This window comes from Paraburkholderia pallida (assembly GCF_004524855.1).
Lineage (GTDB): Bacteria > Pseudomonadota > Gammaproteobacteria > Burkholderiales > Burkholderiaceae > Paraburkholderia > Paraburkholderia oxyphila.
On the sequence record NZ_CP038148.1, the window covers coordinates 2,260,671 to 2,278,229 of the forward strand.

Annotated in this window: 14 protein-coding genes and 3 tRNA genes; 11 read left to right on the top strand and 6 right to left on the bottom strand. The window is 64.4% G+C overall.

Annotation, left to right across the window (positions count from 1 at the left end; genetic code table 11):
• Positions 1–58 precede the first annotated feature (58 nt).
• The 3 genes from E1956_RS10265 to ompR all read right to left on the bottom strand — a co-directional run bounded on the left by E1956_RS10265 (position 59) and on the right by ompR (position 2,937).
• Complete coding sequence (locus tag E1956_RS10265) at positions 59–607, bottom strand: peroxiredoxin (RefSeq protein WP_134748569.1); 549 nt, start codon at positions 605–607, stop codon at positions 59–61.
• A 192-nt stretch (positions 608–799) separates the two neighbouring features.
• Entirely contained in the window at positions 800–2,149 is a 1,350-nt protein-coding gene (locus E1956_RS10270) for an ATP-binding protein (RefSeq protein WP_028216430.1), read from the bottom strand.
• 53 nt (positions 2,150–2,202) lie between these two features.
• The gene (gene ompR, locus E1956_RS10275; protein WP_027814652.1) at positions 2,203–2,937 is read right to left on the bottom strand and encodes an osmolarity response regulator transcription factor OmpR; all 735 of its coding nucleotides are present in this window, start codon (positions 2,935–2,937) and stop codon (positions 2,203–2,205) included.
• Between the two features lie 263 nt (positions 2,938–3,200).
• Here ompR and E1956_RS10280 point away from each other — a divergent pair, with 263 nt between their 5' ends.
• From E1956_RS10280 to E1956_RS10290, 3 genes are all read left to right on the top strand, one after another.
• Positions 3,201–3,518, top strand: coding sequence for a hypothetical protein (locus E1956_RS10280; RefSeq protein WP_232071092.1), 318 nt, complete (start codon positions 3,201–3,203; stop codon positions 3,516–3,518).
• Between the two features lie 287 nt (positions 3,519–3,805).
• A complete protein-coding gene (locus E1956_RS10285; protein WP_232071407.1) occupies positions 3,806–5,218 on the top strand; it encodes a DUF1800 domain-containing protein in 1,413 nt (470 codons plus the stop codon).
• Positions 5,219–5,335: 117 nt separating this feature from the next.
• Entirely contained in the window at positions 5,336–6,577 is a 1,242-nt protein-coding gene (locus E1956_RS10290; RefSeq protein WP_134748575.1) for a DUF1501 domain-containing protein, read from the top strand.
• A gap of 58 nt (positions 6,578–6,635) precedes the next feature.
• Here the strand turns inward: E1956_RS10290 and E1956_RS10295 are convergent, their stop codons facing one another.
• Entirely contained in the window at positions 6,636–7,478 is an 843-nt protein-coding gene (locus tag E1956_RS10295) for a squalene/phytoene synthase family protein (RefSeq protein WP_134748577.1), read from the bottom strand.
• A gap of 329 nt (positions 7,479–7,807) precedes the next feature.
• Here E1956_RS10295 and E1956_RS10300 point away from each other — a divergent pair.
• A tRNA-Leu gene (locus tag E1956_RS10300) sits at positions 7,808–7,894 on the top strand.
• Positions 7,895–7,999: 105 nt separating this feature from the next.
• On the opposite strand, the gene E1956_RS10305 is transcribed toward E1956_RS10300, so the two are convergent.
• Positions 8,000–8,446 (bottom strand): MarR family winged helix-turn-helix transcriptional regulator, encoded by a 447-nt coding sequence (locus tag E1956_RS10305; protein WP_028216422.1) that lies wholly within the window; start codon positions 8,444–8,446, stop codon positions 8,000–8,002.
• 198 nt (positions 8,447–8,644) lie between these two features.
• Entirely contained in the window at positions 8,645–9,802 is a 1,158-nt protein-coding gene (locus E1956_RS10310; protein WP_134748579.1) for a glycerate kinase, read from the bottom strand.
• Positions 9,803–10,283: 481 nt separating this feature from the next.
• Here E1956_RS10310 and tig point away from each other — a divergent pair, with 481 nt between their 5' ends.
• The 7 genes from tig to E1956_RS10345 all read left to right on the top strand — a co-directional run bounded on the left by tig (position 10,284) and on the right by E1956_RS10345 (position 17,531).
• Positions 10,284–11,630 (top strand): trigger factor, encoded by a 1,347-nt coding sequence (gene tig, locus E1956_RS10315; RefSeq protein ID WP_134748582.1) that lies wholly within the window; start codon positions 10,284–10,286, stop codon positions 11,628–11,630.
• Positions 11,631–11,799: 169 nt separating this feature from the next.
• Positions 11,800–12,453, top strand: coding sequence for an ATP-dependent Clp endopeptidase proteolytic subunit ClpP (gene clpP, locus E1956_RS10320; RefSeq protein WP_028216419.1), 654 nt, complete (start codon positions 11,800–11,802; stop codon positions 12,451–12,453).
• Positions 12,454–12,709: 256 nt separating this feature from the next.
• Positions 12,710–13,981, top strand: coding sequence for an ATP-dependent Clp protease ATP-binding subunit ClpX (clpX, locus tag E1956_RS10325; protein WP_028216418.1), 1,272 nt, complete (start codon positions 12,710–12,712; stop codon positions 13,979–13,981).
• 192 nt (positions 13,982–14,173) lie between these two features.
• Positions 14,174–16,600: an endopeptidase La gene (gene lon / locus E1956_RS10330; protein ID WP_134748584.1), complete on the top strand. Its 2,427-nt coding sequence runs from the start codon at positions 14,174–14,176 to the stop codon at positions 16,598–16,600.
• 363 nt (positions 16,601–16,963) lie between these two features.
• On the top strand, positions 16,964–17,236 hold the full coding sequence (locus E1956_RS10335; protein WP_028216416.1) for an HU family DNA-binding protein: 273 nt from the start codon (positions 16,964–16,966) through the stop codon (positions 17,234–17,236).
• Positions 17,237–17,315: 79 nt separating this feature from the next.
• Positions 17,316–17,391: transfer RNA gene (locus tag E1956_RS10340), tRNA-Val, on the top strand.
• Positions 17,392–17,454: 63 nt separating this feature from the next.
• A tRNA-Asp gene (locus E1956_RS10345) sits at positions 17,455–17,531 on the top strand.
• The last annotated feature ends 28 nt before the right edge of the window (positions 17,532–17,559 follow it).

Genomic DNA, 17,559 nt, shown 5'->3' on the forward strand with positions numbered 1-17,559 from the left:
CGGCTTCACCGAGCGAACGTCACAGAGCAAACTTCACCGAGCGGACACTGCGCGGGACTCAGAACGTCGCGCCACCCAACTCGCGGTCGCTGGGGCAAAGCTCCCCGGTTTGCAGCCCGTCCAGCACGCGCAGGACTTCGCCGGCGCTGCGCCCGACGCTCAGGTTGTTCACCGAGACGTGCTGAATGACGTTATCGGGATCGACGACATACGTCGCCCGCAGCGCCACGCCCGCTTCCTTGTCGCGAATGCCGAGCTGGTCGATCAGCTCGCCTTTCACGTCGCCGAACGAGTAGTGGTTCAGCCGGTCGAGCGCCTTGTTCTCGCGCCGCCAGGCAAGCTTCACATATTCGTTGTCGCAACTGCCGCCCATCAGCACGGCCTCGCGATTTTCGAATTCCTTGTGCAATTGCGCGAACGCGGCAATCTCGGTCGGGCAGACGACCGTGAAATCCTTGGGATAGAAGTAGATCACCTTCCATTTGCCGGGAAAGCTCTGCTCGGTGATTTCCTGGAAGGCGGATTCGCCATTTTCTTCGGGCTGATTGAAGCCGGGCTTCGCGGCCGTGACGGTAAAGGCTTCGAGTTTGTCGCCGACGGTTTTCATGGCGTCGCTCCTTGAAGACGGGGCGCACGCGCGCCCCGTGCGCGCGCCGCATGGCCCGATTGCTTCCAGCAATTGTCGCAGGGGTGGACGGCGCGTGCTGCGAGCGTGCGCCGGTGCCGTGTCACAGGTCAGTATGCGCGTGAACAGGCCCCGGCAATGCAACGGCCGCAGAGCGGGGCGGCCAGGCGGGATTCAGGCGCCCTTGGCGAGCGGGAACTCGATGGTGACTTCGAGACCGGGGCCCGGGGCGCGATTGCGCAGGCGCAGCGCGCCGCGGTAGCGGCCCACGAGGCGCTGCACGATGGCCATGCCGAGGCCGGTGCCGTTGGCCTGGGTGCGGGCGCTGTCGACGCGATAGAAGGGCCGCGTGACGAGCGGGAGCTGGTCTTCGGGGATGCCGGGGCCCTCGTCGACCACCGAGAGCTCGACGCGCGAATGCGAGACGCGCGTTTCCAGCATGATGTGCGGAATGCCGTCGGCCTCGCTCAAGCCGTACTTGCGCGCATTCTCGATCAGATTGCCCACCACGCGGCGCATGTCGGTGTCGTCGGCCTCGATCACGGCCGTGGGCGCGAGGCGCGTGATGAGCCGCACGCCGTCTTCGGTCGCCATGCGCGCGGCCATTTCACCCGCGATGACCGAAAGATCGACGCGCTCGGGCATGCGCTGCACGGGCCGCGCGTAGTCGAGGAAGCGGCCGATGATCATGTCCATCTGCTCGATGTCGTCGATCATCGCGTCCTTGGTGGCCTGGTCGGACGGGCTCATCTCCGTTTCGAGCCGCAGCCGCGCGAGCGGGGTGCGCAGATCGTGCGAGATGCCGGCGAGCATCAGCGCCCGGTCGGCCTCCAGCTGCTCGAGGTCGCGCACCATCTGGTTGAACGAACGATTGGTCTCGGCGGCCACGCCCATGCCGCTTTCGGGCAGCTTCGCCGGCGATTGCCCCGAGCCCACCATGCGCGCGGACATGGCGAGGCGCGCGAACGGCCGGTTCACGAGGCTCGTGATGAACGCGGCCCCGAAGAGCGAGAGCGCGAGCGCGGAAATGCCCCAGCCGACCCACTGCAGGCCGGTGACGTTGTCGAGCTGGTCGCGGTCGAGCGCGACCCAATAATCATCGTCGTCGATCTTGAAGCTGATCCATACGCCCGGAATGCCGTTCACCGACTGCGCGATGACGGTGTCGTCGCCGAGGCGCCCGCGGATGTCGTGCTCGATCAGCCGATTGAGCGACTCGTCGGGCTGGAGCTTGTATTTGTCCGTGGCCTCGCGCGGATAGACGCGCACGCCCTCGTTGCTCTCGAGGTCCTGGAGCAGGGCGCGGCGCAGGTCGGGGTCGGAGTAGAGGAGCGCGGTGCGCGTGAGCTTGACGACGGCAACGAGCTGCAGCGCCACGCGTTGCGCGCGCGGCTCGCGCTCGATCACGCGAAAGCTCTGAAACCATGCCGCGAGACTGACCGCAATGAGCAGCGCGATCAAGAGGAAGGTCCGCCAGAACAGATCGCCAAACGCGAGCGTGAGCAAACGGCGGTCAATCCGCATGGACCCTTCCCGTTTCAACAGAGGCAGTGCAGACAACGAGACACCATCCAGTATCAGGCAGCGCCGTCGGGAATGAAGACGTAGCCGAGTCCCCAGACTGTCTGGATGAAGCGCGGGCTGCCCGGATCGGGCTCGATCAGCTTGCGCAGACGCGAGATCTGCACGTCGAGGCTGCGGTCGAACACTTCGTATTCACGGCCGCGCGCGAGCTCCATGAGCTTTTCGCGCGAGAGCGGCTGGCGCGGATGGCGCGCGAACACCTTGAGCACCGAGAATTCGCCGGTCGTGAGCGGAATTTCCTGGCCGGCCTTGGTGAGCGTGCGGGTGGCGAGGTTCAGCGCGAATTCGCCGAACTCGAACACTTCGGTGGTTTCCGAGGGCGCGCCCGGCAGCTCGGACGGCGCCTGGCGGCGCAGCACGGCATGAATGCGCGCGACCAGCTCGCGCGGGTTGAAGGGCTTCGGGAGGTAGTCGTCGGCACCCATTTCGAGACCGACGATGCGATCCACATCTTCGCCCTTCGCGGTGAGCATGATGATGGGCGTGCGATCGTTGCTGCCGCGCAGACGGCGGCAGATGGACAGGCCGTCCTCGCCTGGCAGCATCAGGTCGAGCACCAGCAGGTCGAAACGTTCGCGCACCCACAGCTTGTTCATGGCGGGCGCGTTTTCTGCCACGTAGACGTTGAAACCCTGCTCGCCGAGATAGCGGCGCAGCAGGTCCCGCAGTCGCGGGTCGTCGTCGACAACGAGAATTTTGGACGGGTTCTTGGTTTCCATGCCTGGCATCTTAGCGCGATTGAGATGGGGTGCGAGTTTGCAATAAATATAAGGTTACAGTCAGTTACAAAATTTACCCGTGCTGTGGCACGGCATCAAGCACTGACAGATAGACTTCTTTGCGTAAAGCGGCCATTCGGTAGATACTTCATTCGAAATTCGAACCAGTGCCCGTATCGAGCCGGGTCCGCACATGCATTCGAGGTAGCCGTTTGCCGCGTCAAGAAGGGAAAAAAACGATGGGAGGGGTCAGGCCTACGATGCGCCATACCATGACTGCACTGGCGTTGGCCAGCGGCATCGTGGTTGCATTGGAGGCTGCGCCGGCCCACGCCCAGACCCTTCCGGACGGCTCTCAGGCCTCTGCCACCTCGGCGAGGCGCCCAAACCAAAAGCAGTCGGCGCGCAAGATGCGCAACGATGTCGCCGCACGTGATGTGCCTGCACGCCCAGCTTCGGACATCACACAACGCACCGCGGTTCCCCCCGATCTCGACCAGCGCCGCCGCGACGGCCATATGACGCCCGACGAGCGCCGCCTGCTGCGCCAGCACATCGAAGACGCCGTGCGCGAACTCTACAAGCGCTGATCTTGCCGTCTGCCCGCGTGTCCATGAAGACCGCGCGGCACCTCGCTGAAAAATTCCGTAGCAATTGCGCCGTCAACAGAAGCATTGCGCGCACCGTTACTGCGTTACATTCGTCCACTGTGGGCGCGCGGGCCGAACTCGCGCGTTTGTGTCCCATGTCCGATACGCCCAACTCGCAACGAACCGGACCGGTCCAGCCGGCGCGCCGTGCGCATCGTCATGGCGCGGCCAGCACGCCGGCTGTCGGCGCGGATCCGGACGCGGCGCTGCTCGACGCCGACGACGCCATGCATCTGCTCATCCGCACCGGCTTCGCGCCGGCGCCTGCCGAAATCGGGCCCTACGTCGGGCTCACGCGTGCGGCGGCGGTCGAGCGCGTGCTGGCCACGACTCGTGTCGATGCCGTGACGCCATTGCCCGCATGGAGCGCAGAGATCCCGTTGACGCGCGCGCAGCGCAATGCCCTGACGCCCGAGGCGCGCCGCGCCGCGCAGCGCCAGCGCGGCCAGCACTACGACGAACTGCGTGCATGGTGGATGCGCGAAATCCTCATCACGCCGTCGCCGCTCACCGAGCGCATGACGCTCTTCTGGCACAACCATTTCGCAACGGGCGAGGACAAGGTCCCCGAGCCGCTGCTGATGGCCGAGCAGAACGCGCTCTTCAGGCGCAATGCGCTTGGCAGCTTTGCCACGCTGCTGCACGAAGTCGCGAAGGACCCGGCGATGCTGCTGTATCTGGACGGCGCCAGCAATCGCAAGGGCAAGCCCAACGAGAACTTCGCACGCGAAGTCATGGAGCTCTTCACGCTGGGCGAAGGACAGTACTCGCAGCAGGATGTCGCCGAGGCGGCGCGTGCGTACACGGGCTGGGGCGTCGATCCCGACACGTGGCGCTACGTCTGGCGCCCGGCCGAGCATGACGACGGCGTGAAGACGGTGCTGGGCAAGAGCGGCACGTTCGACGGCGACGCGATGCTGGACATCCTGTTGGGCGAGCCACAGACGGCGCGCTTCGTATCGGCGAAGCTATGGCGCGAGTTCGTCTCGGACACGCCGGACCCGGCGCAGCTCGATACGGTGGCCGCGCGCTTTCGCGCGAGCGGCTACGACATCAAGGCCGCGCTGGGCGCGCTGCTCGTCACGCCCGCGTTCTGGGACGAGCGCAATCGCGGCGTGCTGGTGAGTTCGCCCGTCGAATTCATTGCGGGCACCGTGCGCCGCTTCGAGGTGGGCTACGCGAGTACGGCGATGTTCGCGCACACGTCGGCCGCGCTCGGCGAGAATCTGTTCTATCCGCCAAATGTGAAGGGCTGGCCCGGCGGCGTCATGTGGATCAACAGCGCGACGTTGCTGGCGCGCAAGCAGTTCGTCGAGCAGCTGTTTCGGGCAACCGAGGCGACGCGCCCGCGCATGGCCAACTCGATGATGAAGACGGTTGAAATTGCCAGGGCGGGCGCGCCGGCAAGCGGCGCCATGAAGCCGCAGCCGCGCGCGATGCCTGGCGGCATGCGCTTCGATCTGGACGGCTGGCTCGGGCATTACGGACTGACGGCCGATACCGTGCCTGGTCTGTCGGCGCAGTTGCAGATGCAGCACGCCATCCTGCCGCTCGCGCCCGTCGACGCGATTGCGGCCGGCAGCAGTGCGGGAGCGTATCTCGAAGCACTCCTGATGGACCCCGTCTATCAGTTGAAGTGACCCAGTGGAAATGAGGCAACGAAGCCAGCGGTGAACGACTGACATGAACGCCAGCAACGACAATCGCAACGACAACAGCGGCACCGCCCGGCGCCGCGCAGACCCGCGAGGCATGGCATGAAGCGGCGCGACTTTCTGGCAGCGGCGGCCGCGATGACGGCTGCGGGCGCCGCATCGTGGCTGCCCGGGGCCGCGCAGGCGCAAGGCGGCGCTCCCGCGCAGCGCCCTGCGAGCGGGTACGACAACCTGCTGATCCTTATCGAACTGAAGGGCGGCAACGACGGATTGAACACCGTCGTGCCGTTCGCGGATCCGCTCTATTACAGCTATCGCGCGAACATCGGCGTGCGCCGCGGCGACGCGATCCCGCTCGACGAACGCACGGCGTTGCATCCTGCGCTCGCGCCGCTCATGCCAATGTGGCGCGAACACGAGCTCGCCATCGTGCAGGGCGTGAGCTACGCGCAGCCGAATCTCTCGCATTTCCGCTCGATCGAGATCTGGGACACGGCCTCGAATGCCGATCAATACCTGCGCGAGGGCTGGCTCACGCGCGCGTTCGCGGGCGCGCCGGTGCCGGGGACCTTCGCGGCCGACGGCCTCGTGCTCGGCAGCGCGGAGATGGGGCCGCTCGCGAATGGCGCGCGCGCCGTCGCGCTTGTCAACCCAGCGCAGTTCGCGCGCGCCTCGCGGCTCGTCACGCCGGTCTCGCTCAAGGAGCGCAATCCGGCGCTCGCCCATATCCTCGATGTCGAGAACGATATCGTCCATGCAGCCGACCAGTTGCGTCCGCGCCCCGGCCAGTACGTGTTGAAGACGGCGTTCCCGGCGGGCGCGTTCGGCACCTCGGTGAAAACCGCGATGCAGGCACTGGCTTCGGGCGAAACGGTGGCGGGCGTGCAAGGCGGGCCCGCGCCGGTGCTGGGGCAGGGCGTGGCGGCGATCCGGCTCACGCTCAACGGCTTCGACACGCATCAGAACCAGCCGCAGCGGCACGCGGACTTGTTGCGCCAGTTCGCGGCGGGCATGGTGGCCATGCGTTCGGCGCTCGTCGAGATGGGGCGCTGGGACCGCACGCTGATCGTCACCTATGCGGAGTTCGGGCGGCGCGTGCGCGAGAATCAGAGCCGCGGCACGGACCACGGCACGGCGTCCGCGCATTTCGTGGCCGGCGGCAGGGTCGCGGGCGGACTCTACGGCGAGGCGCCGAAACTCGCGCGCCTCGACGGCAACGGCAATTTGCCGGTGGCCGTCGACTTCAGGCAGATCTACGCGACGGTGCTTGGGAACTGGTGGGGGCTCGACGCGCAGGCGGTCCTGCAACATCGTTTCGAGCCGCTGCCATTGCTGCGCGTGTAAGCGCTGCGTCTGCGCATTAGCACCAACTGCGCCGGCAGCACCGGCGTGCATTTGGGCGTCACGCGCGGCGTGCGGCGCGCCAGGCAATCCAGAGCTTGCGGATCGGCGTGAGCACGATTTGCTGGTGCAGCACCTGGAAGCCTTCGCGTTCGACTTCGTCGAGCAGCGCAAGCTCGAGCGCAGCGAGTGCGCGCAAGGTGCGCTGATGGCGGCGCTGCGAAGCGGGAATCGCATCGAGCGCCGCGTTCACGGCCTCGCGTGCGCGCGCGGTCTGAAACTGCATGAGCTCCGTAAACTCATCGCTATAGCGGCGGTTGATCAGATCGGCGGCGGTGACGTTGTACCGCTGCAATTCGTCGATGGGGACATAGATGCGGCCATGACGCGCGTCGTTGCCGATCTCGGGCACGAGCTGCGCGAACATCAGCGCATTGCCGAGCGGCGCGGCCCACTGCGCGACGCCGTCGCGCGCTTCGCCCGCGCGTGCGCCCACCTGGGCCACGAGCGTCGCGAAGGTGCCGCCCACGCCGTCCATGTAGCGGCGCAAATTCGGCAGGTCGAGATAGCGCGCCTGCTCGAAGTCCATTTCGAAGCCGGCGAGCAACTGCTGAAGCAGCGGATAGATGCCCGCCGGGTCGTCGAGATGCTGAGCGAGCGCTTTCGTCACCGGATGCGTGGCGTTGCCGGTTGCCAGTGCGGCCAGTTCCTTCTGCCACCACGCGAGCTTGGTGCGGCCGACGGTGGGGTCGCTCGTCTCCTTGGCGGTCTCCTCGAGTTCGCGGCGCAGCGCGAAGAGGGCGGCGAGCACCGGTTGATGCGCGGCACTGGCCTGGCGCAGCGCGTAGTAGGTGCTCGATCCGGGCGGGGCCGCTTTTTGCAGGCAGTAATCGTCGAAATTCACGGCGTTTGGGGGGCGAGGAGAGGCGCGGATGAGTGGGCGCCCCAACGGGGCAAAGACGGGGCAAACGCAGCAACTGGCCGCGGAGCGGCGATTCTAGCACCGGCACGGGTTTGGCCTGGGCGGGCCGCCCAGGGCGGCCGGCGAGGCCGGGCGCGCATGCGCAGCCAAGGTGCAGACAAGCGCCGGGCAATCGGTTAGAATCTCGCGCTTGCGCTTTGCTGGTGGCTTATCCCGCCGTCCGGCGCGCAGCGCAGGTCTGTATCGCACGCGATGTATCCCACGTCACACGCTCACGTGAACTCGCAGCGGTCTCGCCAGGCAAAGTATTCGCGTGAGTGGCGAAATTGGTAGACGCACCAGGTTTAGGTCCTGACGCCCGCAAGGGTGTGCCGGTTCGAGTCCGGCCTCACGCACCAAAAGCAAAGGCCACATACCTTTCGGTATGTGGCCTTTTTTTCTGATGCCCTCGCGTTTGATCACCCCCGCACGGGCCATCTATTCCGTTTATCGCGCGTGCCGCGTCACGACTCTTCCTGGGCCGCCGCGATGACCTTCTCGAGCGCACGATTGAGCAACTCGCGCTCCTTGTCGTCGAGGCAGGCGAACAGGTCGACGTTCCACTTGCGCGCGATGGGCATGACCTTGCGATAGAGGGCGCGCCCGTCGGTTGTGAGCGAAACGAGTACGAGGCGTCCATCTTCCTCGCTGGCGTCGCGTTGCATGAGGCCGCGGCGCATCAACGCCTCCGCGGCGCGGCTGGCCTGGCTCTTGTCGAGATTCGCGTGGCGCGCGAGCTCCATCACTGAAAACGGGCCGAACGCACCGACGGCGGCAATGAGGCGCGCCTCCGGCAGCGTGATGCCGAGCTTGGCCTGGTAGCGCTCGCTCGCACCGCGTTCGGAAAGCTTGTTCAAGACATGGAGCCGATAGGTCAGATATTGTTCAAGTCCGGCTTTGCTTGCCTTCATGGTCGTCCTGGTCTGGTCGCGTGAGGTCGGCGCAATCATGCCGCGCCTACCATAATTGTTGCCTCAACCAGCGCCCGGGTCAACGCGCATGAACCCTCGTACGCCCACCTTGCGCGGGCGTACGAATCTATTAATCGCTTACTGCGGAGAAGGTTGACTGCGCACAAGCTAAAGTCAGACGATTTTGCGGACGCCGTGTTATGCGCCGCGCGATCCGTACTTCAAGCGCGTGAGTTGCTCCGCCTCGTTCGCGAGCAGCGTGGCGGCTTCGCGGATGGCCGTCTCGAGCGTGATCGGGCCGGGCGCGGGCGAGAAGCAGCCGTTGAAGTGCTCGGTGAGACGCGGCAGCGCAGCCGGGTCCACCGCGCCCGAAAGCAGCGTGGCCGGCACGCCGGCGGCCTGCGCATGGCGGCAGGCGATGAAGGGCGCTTTGCCGTGCAGCGTCTGCACGTCCGAGCGGCCCTCGCCGGTGATGAGCCAATGTGCGCCCACAAGCGCCGCGTCGAGGCCGATCGTGCGCGCAACGACTTCGGCGCCGGGCTCGAAGCTTGCGCCGAGCATGCGCAGCGCGAAGCCGAGGCCACCCGCTGCGCCCGCACCGGCTTCGTCGCGTGCGTGTCGGCCGAGCGCGGCTTCGAGCAGATCGGCGAAATGCGCGAGGGCGGCATCGATCGGGGCGACTTCTTCGGGCTTCACGCCTTTTTGCGGGCCGAACACGGCGGTCGCGCCGTGCCCGCCCGTGAGCGGATTGTCGACGTCCGACATGGCGACGAAGCTCGCTTCGGCCAGCCGCGCGTCGAGCCCCGAGACGTCGACGCGCGCCACGCTCGCGAGCGCCTGCGGCGTGGGCGCGAGCGCGTTGCCTTGCGCGTCGAAGAGTTGCAGGCCGAGACCTGCGAGCAGGCCCGCGCCGGCATCGTTCGTGCTGCTGCCGCCGAGCGCGACATAGAAGCGGCGCACGCCTTCGTCGAGCAGCGCGCGAATCGCTTCGCCCATGCCGCGCGTGCTGCGCGCGGCGACCGGCACGCCCATGCCCACCGGGTCCGTGATGCCGACGATCTCGGCGGTCTCGACGATCGCGCTGCCGTCATGCAGGAGACCGACGGTGGCGTCGCGCCGCGCGCCGGCTGCGCCTTCCACATGGATCACGCGGCGCTCGCCGCCCACGCTGAGCATCGCGTCGAGCGTGCCTTCGCCGCCATCGGCCATCGGGCAGATGCGGATATCGGCGTCGGCACGGGCGCGGCGGATGCCGTCGGCGATCGCGGCGGCGACCCCATCCGCGCTGAGCGAGCCTTTGAAAGAATCGGGAGCAATGACGACGACGGGTGCGTCAGCAAACGTCTGGTTAGGCATGGTGTCTCGACTGGAAGAGTTGTGTTGGCAGAGGCTGTGACCGGCGGGGCGTCCGGCGCGAGCGTTAGCTTACCAGTGCCCGGGGGCGTGCTGGATACCTCAGGCGAGATAGCACGCATCGCAGGCGTTTCGTGGCGCTTGAAATCGGGCCGATCTCGCGTCGGCTTGCGAGTCATCTTTGCGCTGGAACTGCAATTCCATTTGGGTGCGTCAATAGTTTGCTAAAATACTCGGCTCTTTTGACGGAACCGCACCGCAAACCGCCCGATTCGGCCCAATTTAGCCGATTTGCAGCGGGATGGGTCTCGCGGATCACGGAAAGGACGCCGCCCGTTCTGACACGATCAGACCGGCAGGCGGCGCCGACGAGGCACAAGCGAGACGCAAGCGATGCGGGTCACACCCTGTGCGGGCAGCCCCATCGGACTGCGGCAGCAAAGATTACTGATTACGCTCGAACAATTTTAGGACGATTGAAGCCATGGCTAACGTTGTTGAAAATCTCGGCAAGCTCGAACGCCGCGTGACGATTTCCCTGCCGAAGGACGGCGTGCAGAAAGAAGTCGATTCGCGCATCCGTCAACTCGCGAAGAACGTGCGCATGCCGGGTTTCCGCCCGGGCAAGGTGCCGCTCAAGATGGTCACGCAACAGTACTCGGGCCAGGTGGAAGCCGAGGTCCTGAGCGACAAGGTCGGCAAGGAATTCTTCGACATCAGCCGCGCCGAGAACCTGCGCGTCGCGGGCCAGCCGAGCTTCGCGCCGAAGGCCGACGCCGCTGAAGGCGACTACGCGTTCGACGCGACCTTCGAGGTCTATCCGGAAGTGACGCTCGGCGACGTCGGCAGCGCCGAAATCGAGCGCACGACCACGACCATCACCGAAGCCGAAATCGACCGCACGCTGGACATCCTGCGCAAGCAGCGCGTGCACTTCCACGCACGCGGCGAAGCGGGCGAGCACGGTGACGGCGGCGCCGACGTCGCAGCGAAGGAAGGCGATCGCGTGACGGTCGACTTCCTCGGCAAGATCGACGACGTCGCATTCCCGGGCGGCAGCGCTGAAGGCTTCGCGTTCGTGCTGGGCGAAGGCCGCATGCTGCCGGAATTCGAAAAGGCGGCGATCGGCCTGAAGAAGGGCGAGTCGCGCGAATTCGACCTCGCGTTCCCCGAGGACTATCACGGCAAGGAAGTCGCCGGCAAGACCGCCAAGTTCACGATCACGATGCAGCAGATCGAGTGGCCGCACCTGCCGGAAATCGACGGTGAATTCGCGAAGTCGCTCGGCATCGCCGACGGCGACCTCGTGAAGATGCGCGCCGAGATCAAGGACAACCTCGAGCGCGAAGCGAAGCGCCGCACCCAGGCCATCGTCAAGAACCAGGTCATGGACGCGCTCCTGAAGATCGCCGAGCTCGACGTGCCGAACGCGCTCGTCGAGCAGGACCAGCAGCGCCTCGTCGAAATGGCGCGTGCGGACCTCGCGCAGCGCGGCGTGCCCAACGCGAAGGACGCACCGATCCCGGCCGAAATGTTCAAGGAACAGGCAGAGCGCCGCGTGAAGCTCGGCCTCGTGCTGGCCGAGCTCGTGAAGGCGAACAACCTCGAAGCGAAGCCGGAGCAAATCCGCGCTGAAGTCGACGAATTCGCGAAAAGCTACGAAGACCCGAAGGAAGTCGTGCGCTGGTATTATTCGAACCAGCAGCGTCTCGCCGAAATGGAAGCCTACGTCGTCGAATCGAACGTCGTCGACTTCGTGCTCGGCAAGGCCAAGGTGACGGACAAGCTGGTGAGCTTCGAAGAACTGGCAAGCGCAACGGCGCAGGCTTAAATCTGCCCGCTACGGCGTGCCGGCTGTCGGAGCAACCGACGGCCAGCACGCCGTTTTTGTATCCGCAGAATTTGGCCACATTGCCCGTGTGGTTGATTTTTGCAGGGTCCGTCGCCATTGAGCATTATCAGGGTTACCAGAACAACTCTTCCAGACAAGGATGCACCGCATGACCATTCGCGCTCAATCGCTGGACACGTTGACCTCCCACGCCTCGCGCGACCTCGAACCGCAGGCGCTCGGGCTCGTGCCGATCGTCGTGGAGACGAGCGGCCGCGGCGAGCGTTCGTATGACATCTACTCGCGCCTGCTCAAGGAGCGTGTGGTGTTTCTGGTTGGCGAAGTGAACGACCAGACCGCGAATCTCGTCGTCGCCCAGCTGCTGTTCCTCGAAAGCGAGAATCCTGACAAGGACATCAGCCTGTACATCAACAGCCCGGGCGGCTCGGTCTCGGCCGGCATGGCGATCTACGACACGATGCAGTTCATCAAGCCTGACGTTTCGACCCTTTGCATGGGCCTCGCGGCCAGCATGGGTGCGTTCCTGCTCGCGTCGGGCGCGAAGGGCAAGCGCTTCGCGCTGCCGAACTCGCGCGTGATGATTCACCAGCCGCTCGGCGGCGCACGCGGCCAGGCGTCGGACATCGAAATCCAGGCGCGCGAAATCCTGTACCTGAAGGAGCGCCTGAACCAGTTGCTCGCCAACCATACGGGCCAGCCGGTCGAGCGCATCGCGCGCGACACCGACCGCGACAACTTCATGTCGGGCGACGACGCGCAGGCCTATGGCCTCGTCGATCAGGTGCTGCACAAGCGCCCCTGATCCGGCACGCGTTTTTGGCACCCTGTTTGCTAATTGATGGCGGCAACTGAAGGGGCCAACTGAAGGGCCGCTCGCCTCGTGTGCGATCCCCGTGAAATACGGGATAGTCACGGGCGCGCGGACCGTGTGAAATAATCGGCAAACGCGCTTCGCGGCCTGCGGCCAACGCCGTCACAGCAAGCGGTTCACGCGCCCCCCGGCCTCGCTGGGGGAAACGGCGTATCATGTAACAGAGTGTCCGGAGGCTCATTTATCCATGGCGGACAAGAAAGGTTCTAACAGCGAGAAGCTGTTGTATTGCTCGTTTTGCGGCAAAAGCCAGCATGAAGTCAAGAAACTGATTGCCGGCCCGTCGGTGTTCATCTGCGATGAATGTATCGACCTGTGCAACGAGATCATTCGCGACGAGGCCGCAGGCGCGGGCGTCGACGCGGCGCTGTCGCGCTCGGACCTGCCGAGCCCGCAGGAGATCCGCGACATCCTCGACCAGTACGTGATCGGGCAGGAACGCGCGAAGAAGATCCTCGCGGTAGCGGTGTACAACCACTACAAGCGTCTGAAGCATCTCGACAAGAAAGACGACGTCGAACTCTCCAAGAGCAACATTCTCCTGATCGGGCCCACGGGCTCGGGCAAGACGCTGCTCGCGCAGACGCTCGCGCGCCTTCTGAACGTCCCGTTCGTGATCGCGGACGCCACCACGCTGACCGAAGCCGGCTACGTGGGCGAGGACGTCGAGAACATCATTCAGAAGCTGCTGCAGAACTGCAACTACGAGGTCGACAAGGCCCAGCGCGGCATCGTCTATATCGACGAAATCGACAAGATCAGCCGCAAGTCGGACAACCCGTCGATCACGCGTGACGTCTCGGGCGAAGGCGTGCAGCAGGCGCTGCTCAAGCTCGTCGAGGGCACGATGGCCTCGGTGCCGCCGCAGGGCGGCCGCAAGCATCCGAACCAGGATTTCATCCAGGTCGACACGACCAACATCCTGTTCATTTGCGGCGGCGCGTTCGACGGCCTGGAAAAGGTCATTACCGACCGCACGGAAAAAACCGGCATCGGCTTTGGCGCGAGCGTGAAGAGCAAGCAGGAACGCGATACCGGCGAAGTGCTGCGCGAAACGGAACCGGAAGACCTGATCAAGTTCGGCCTGATTCCGGAACTGATTGGCCGTCTGCCCGTGGTCGCCACGCTCGGCAAGCTCGACGAAGCCGCGCTCATGAAGATTCTGGTCGAGCCGAAGAATGCGCTCGTCAAGCAGTATCACAAGCTCTTCAACATGGAGCGCGTGGAACTCGAGATCCGTCCGGCTGCGCTGCAGGCCGTCGCCCGCAAGGCGATCCGCCGCAAGACCGGCGCCCGGGGCCTGCGCTCGATCCTGGAACAGGCATTGCTCGACGTGATGTACGAGCTGCCGGCCATGAAGGGCGTGAGCAAGGTGATCATCGACGACAACGTGATCGACGGCGACGGCAAGCCGCTCTTGATCTACGAAGACGCTCCCAAGGTTGCAGGCTCGAACTGATGGTGGTGATCGGCTAAAGAGTTCCGGGGAAAAGCCGTTCATACAATGGGATGAACGGCTTTTTCGTTTAATCTTGTGGTCGATGGCGCACTTTTTTTGGAGTCACTGAACTTTTCCCACTTGCTCGAGGCTTGTAATCGACTTTTCTGGCCTCACTTACCGAACAATTGATTCCACTCATGGGGAAATGAAATGTCAGGAACCCAACTCCTCCCGCCGGAACGCACCACGCTCCCGCTGCTGCCGCTGCGAGACGTCGTAGTCTTCCCGCATATGGTGATTCCCCTTTTCGTGGGCCGGCCCAAATCGATCAAGGCCCTCGAAGCGGCAATGGAAGGCGGCAAGCACATCATGCTCGTCGCGCAAAAGACTGCCGCCAAGGATGAGCCGACCGAAAAAGACATGTACGAAGTGGGATGTATCGCCAACATCCTGCAAATGCTCAAGCTGCCCGACGGCACCGTGAAGGTGCTCGTGGAAGGCCTGCAGCGCGCGAAGACGCTTTCCATCGAAGAACAGGAAACGCAGTTCTCGTGCGAGGTCATGCCGCTCGAGCCCGATCACGCCGACAGCGCCGAAACCGAAGCGCTGCGCCGCGCGATCGTCTCGCAGTTCGACCAGTACGTGAAGCTCAACAAGAAGATCCCGCCGGAGATCCTGACCTCGCTGTCGGGCATCGACGAGGCCGGTCGTCTTGCTGACACCATCGCCGCGCATCTGCCACTCAAGCTCGACCAGAAGCAGCACATCCTCGAGATGTTCCCGGTCGTGGAGCGTCTGGAGCATCTGCTCGCGCAACTCGAAGCCGAAATCGACATTCTCCAGGTGGAGAAGCGCATTCGCGGCCGCGTGAAGCGCCAGATGGAAAAGAGCCAGCGCGAGTACTACCTGAACGAGCAGGTCAAGGCGATCCAGAAGGAACTGGGCGAAGGCGAAGAGGGTGCGGATCTCGAAGAACTCGAGAAGCGCATCACGGCCGCGCGCATGCCGAAGGAAGCCAAGAAGAAGGCCGACGCCGAGCTCAAGAAGCTCAAGCTGATGTCGCCGATGTCGGCGGAAGCCACTGTCGTGCGCAACTACATCGACACGCTGATCGGCCTGCCGTGGCGCAAGAAGAGCAAGGTCAACAACGACCTCTCGAACGCCGAAGCCGTGCTCGACGAAGACCACTTCGGTCTCGAGAAAGTGAAGGAACGTATTCTCGAGTATCTCGCGGTGCAACAGCGCGTGGACAAGGTCAAGGCGCCTATCCTCTGCCTCGTTGGGCCTCCGGGTGTGGGCAAGACCTCGCTCGGGCAGTCGATTGCGCGCGCAACGAATCGCAAGTTCGTGCGCATGGCGCTTGGCGGCGTGCGTGACGAGGCTGAGATCCGCGGCCACCGTCGTACGTACATCGGTTCGATGCCGGGCAAGATCCTGCAGAGCCTGACCAAGGTCGGCGTGCGCAATCCGCTCTTCCTGCTCGACGAAGTCGACAAGATGGGCATGGATTTCCGCGGAGATCCGTCGTCGGCGCTGCTCGAAGTGCTCGATCCGGAACAGAACCACACGTTCGCCGACCACTACATCGAAGTCGATTTCGACCTCTCCGATGTGATGTTCGTGGCCACGTCGAACTCGCTGAACATCCCGCCGCCGCTGCTCGACCGGATGGAAGTCATCCGCCTCTCGGGCTACACGGAAGACGAGAAGGTCAGCATCGCCCAGCGTTATCTCCTGCCGAAGCAGAAGAAGAACAACGGGTTGAAGCCTGGCGAGATCGAGGTGACCGAAGGCGCGATCCGCGACATCATTCGCTATTACACGCGTGAAGCCGGTGTGCGTTCGCTCGAGCGTGAAATCTCGAAGATCTGCCGCAAGGTCGTGAAGATGCTGCTGCTGAAGAAGGCCGACAAGGCCGTCACGGTGGACAGCGCCAACCTCGACACCTTCCTTGGCGTGCGCAAGTACGACTTCGGTCTGGCTGCGAAGGAAAACCAGATCGGCCAGGTCACGGGTCTCGCGTGGACGGAAGTCGGCGGCGATCTGCTCACGATCGAAGCCGCGGTCATGCCCGGCAAGGGCAACGTGATCCGCACGGGTTCGCTCGGCGACGTCATGAAGGAATCGGTCGAAGCGGCACGCTCGGTGGTGCGTTCGCGTTCGCGTCGTCTCGGCATCAAGGACGAAGCGTTCGAGAAGCAGGACATCCACATCCACGTGCCGGAAGGCGCGACGCCGAAAGACGGTCCGTCCGCAGGCGGTGCGATGACGACGGCGCTGGTGTCCGTGCTCACCGGCATTCCGGTGCGAGCCGATGTCGCGATGACGGGCGAGATCACGCTGCGCGGCGAAGTGCTGCCGATCGGCGGCTTGAAGGAAAAGCTGCTTGCGGCGCATCGCGGCGGCATCAAGCTCGTGCTGATCCCGGAAGAGAACGTGAAGGATCTCACCGAGATTCCGGACAACGTGAAGAACTCGATTGAGATCGTGCCGGTCCGCTGGATCGACAAGGTGCTCGAACTCGCGCTCGAGCGTGTGCCGCAACCGCTGCCGGAAGAAGAAGTGAAGGCCGACGACGCCAAGGCACCCGTTGCCGAGACGAAGGAAGCCGGCACGACCGAAGTCGTCAAGCATTGAGCTTCAGGTGGGCCGCGCTGATGGCGCGGCCTGCTGGAACGCTCGTCCCCGAAAAACCCGCGGCAACGTCCGCGGGTTTTTTTATTGTTGGGTGCAATTCTGCGCGGCGGCACGTCGCGCGCGCCCGTTAGATTCGTTGACGTTGCGCCAGGTGGGTTGCGTCCCGCGAGCGCGCGGATAACGGCCGTGGAAAGCATCGCCACATCGGGCCGAACCCCGCTTGACACGGTACTTTCGGCCTCGTTAAATGAGCGGGCTCTGGTTCCGGACCAGACTGGAGCGGTTTGTCAGTGATATTCCTTGCCGGCGCATGGCGGCTCATTGCGCCACCACGATTGCCCAAACACATTCTCGGGGACTGGAATGAACAAGACGGAATTGATCGATCACATCGCGCAGCAGGCCGACATCTCAAAATTAGCTGCGGGACGCGCACTCGATGCCGTGATCGGTGGTGTCAAAAATACGTTGAAGAAGGGCGGCTCGGTCACGCTGATCGGCTTCGGCACCTTCGCGGTCGGCAAGCGTACGGCGCGTACGGGGCGCAATCCGCGCACGGGCGCGGCGATCAAAATCAAGGCGGCAAAAGTTCCTAAATTCAGGCCTGGCAAAGCACTCAAAGATGCGCTAAACTAACGGGCTTGCTACTTGATGACTGCGCAGTGAAATGCTGCGGTCAGCGTAGTAGCAAAAAGCGCAGCAGAGTCATGAGGCTGGGTGCTTAGCTCAGTTGGTAGAGCGGCGCCCTTACAAGGCGTAGGTCGGGAGTTCGAGCCTCTCAGCACCCACCACAGCTTCAGATTCGCAACACGCGCATCCTGCGCGCGATAGTAGCGCACGCAGTCCATCAGCACGGAGCGGTAGTTCAGTTGGTTAGAATACCGGCCTGTCACGCCGGGGGTCGCGGGTTCGAGTCCCGTCCGCTCCGCCAGATCTATCAGCAAGAAGGCGAACTCCGG

Coding starts and splice junctions, on each gene's coding strand:
- E1956_RS10310 (WP_134748579.1), bottom strand. CDS start 9,802: ATGCCTAACCAGACGTTTGCTGACGCACCCGTCGTCGTCATTGCTCCC.
- E1956_RS10280 (WP_232071092.1), top strand. CDS start 3,201: ATGACTGCACTGGCGTTGGCCAGCGGCATCGTGGTTGCATTGGAGGCT.
- E1956_RS10290 (WP_134748575.1), top strand. CDS start 5,336: ATGAAGCGGCGCGACTTTCTGGCAGCGGCGGCCGCGATGACGGCTGCG.
- E1956_RS10265 (WP_134748569.1), bottom strand. CDS start 607: ATGAAAACCGTCGGCGACAAACTCGAAGCCTTTACCGTCACGGCCGCG.
- clpP (WP_028216419.1), top strand. CDS start 11,800: ATGACCATTCGCGCTCAATCGCTGGACACGTTGACCTCCCACGCCTCG.
- E1956_RS10270 (WP_028216430.1), bottom strand. CDS start 2,149: ATGCGGATTGACCGCCGTTTGCTCACGCTCGCGTTTGGCGATCTGTTC.
- E1956_RS10335 (WP_028216416.1), top strand. CDS start 16,964: ATGAACAAGACGGAATTGATCGATCACATCGCGCAGCAGGCCGACATC.
- lon (WP_134748584.1), top strand. CDS start 14,174: ATGTCAGGAACCCAACTCCTCCCGCCGGAACGCACCACGCTCCCGCTG.
- tig (WP_134748582.1), top strand. CDS start 10,284: ATGGCTAACGTTGTTGAAAATCTCGGCAAGCTCGAACGCCGCGTGACG.
- ompR (WP_027814652.1), bottom strand. CDS start 2,937: ATGCCAGGCATGGAAACCAAGAACCCGTCCAAAATTCTCGTTGTCGAC.
- E1956_RS10305 (WP_028216422.1), bottom strand. CDS start 8,446: ATGAAGGCAAGCAAAGCCGGACTTGAACAATATCTGACCTATCGGCTC.
- E1956_RS10285 (WP_232071407.1), top strand. CDS start 3,806: ATGCATCTGCTCATCCGCACCGGCTTCGCGCCGGCGCCTGCCGAAATC.
- clpX (WP_028216418.1), top strand. CDS start 12,710: ATGGCGGACAAGAAAGGTTCTAACAGCGAGAAGCTGTTGTATTGCTCG.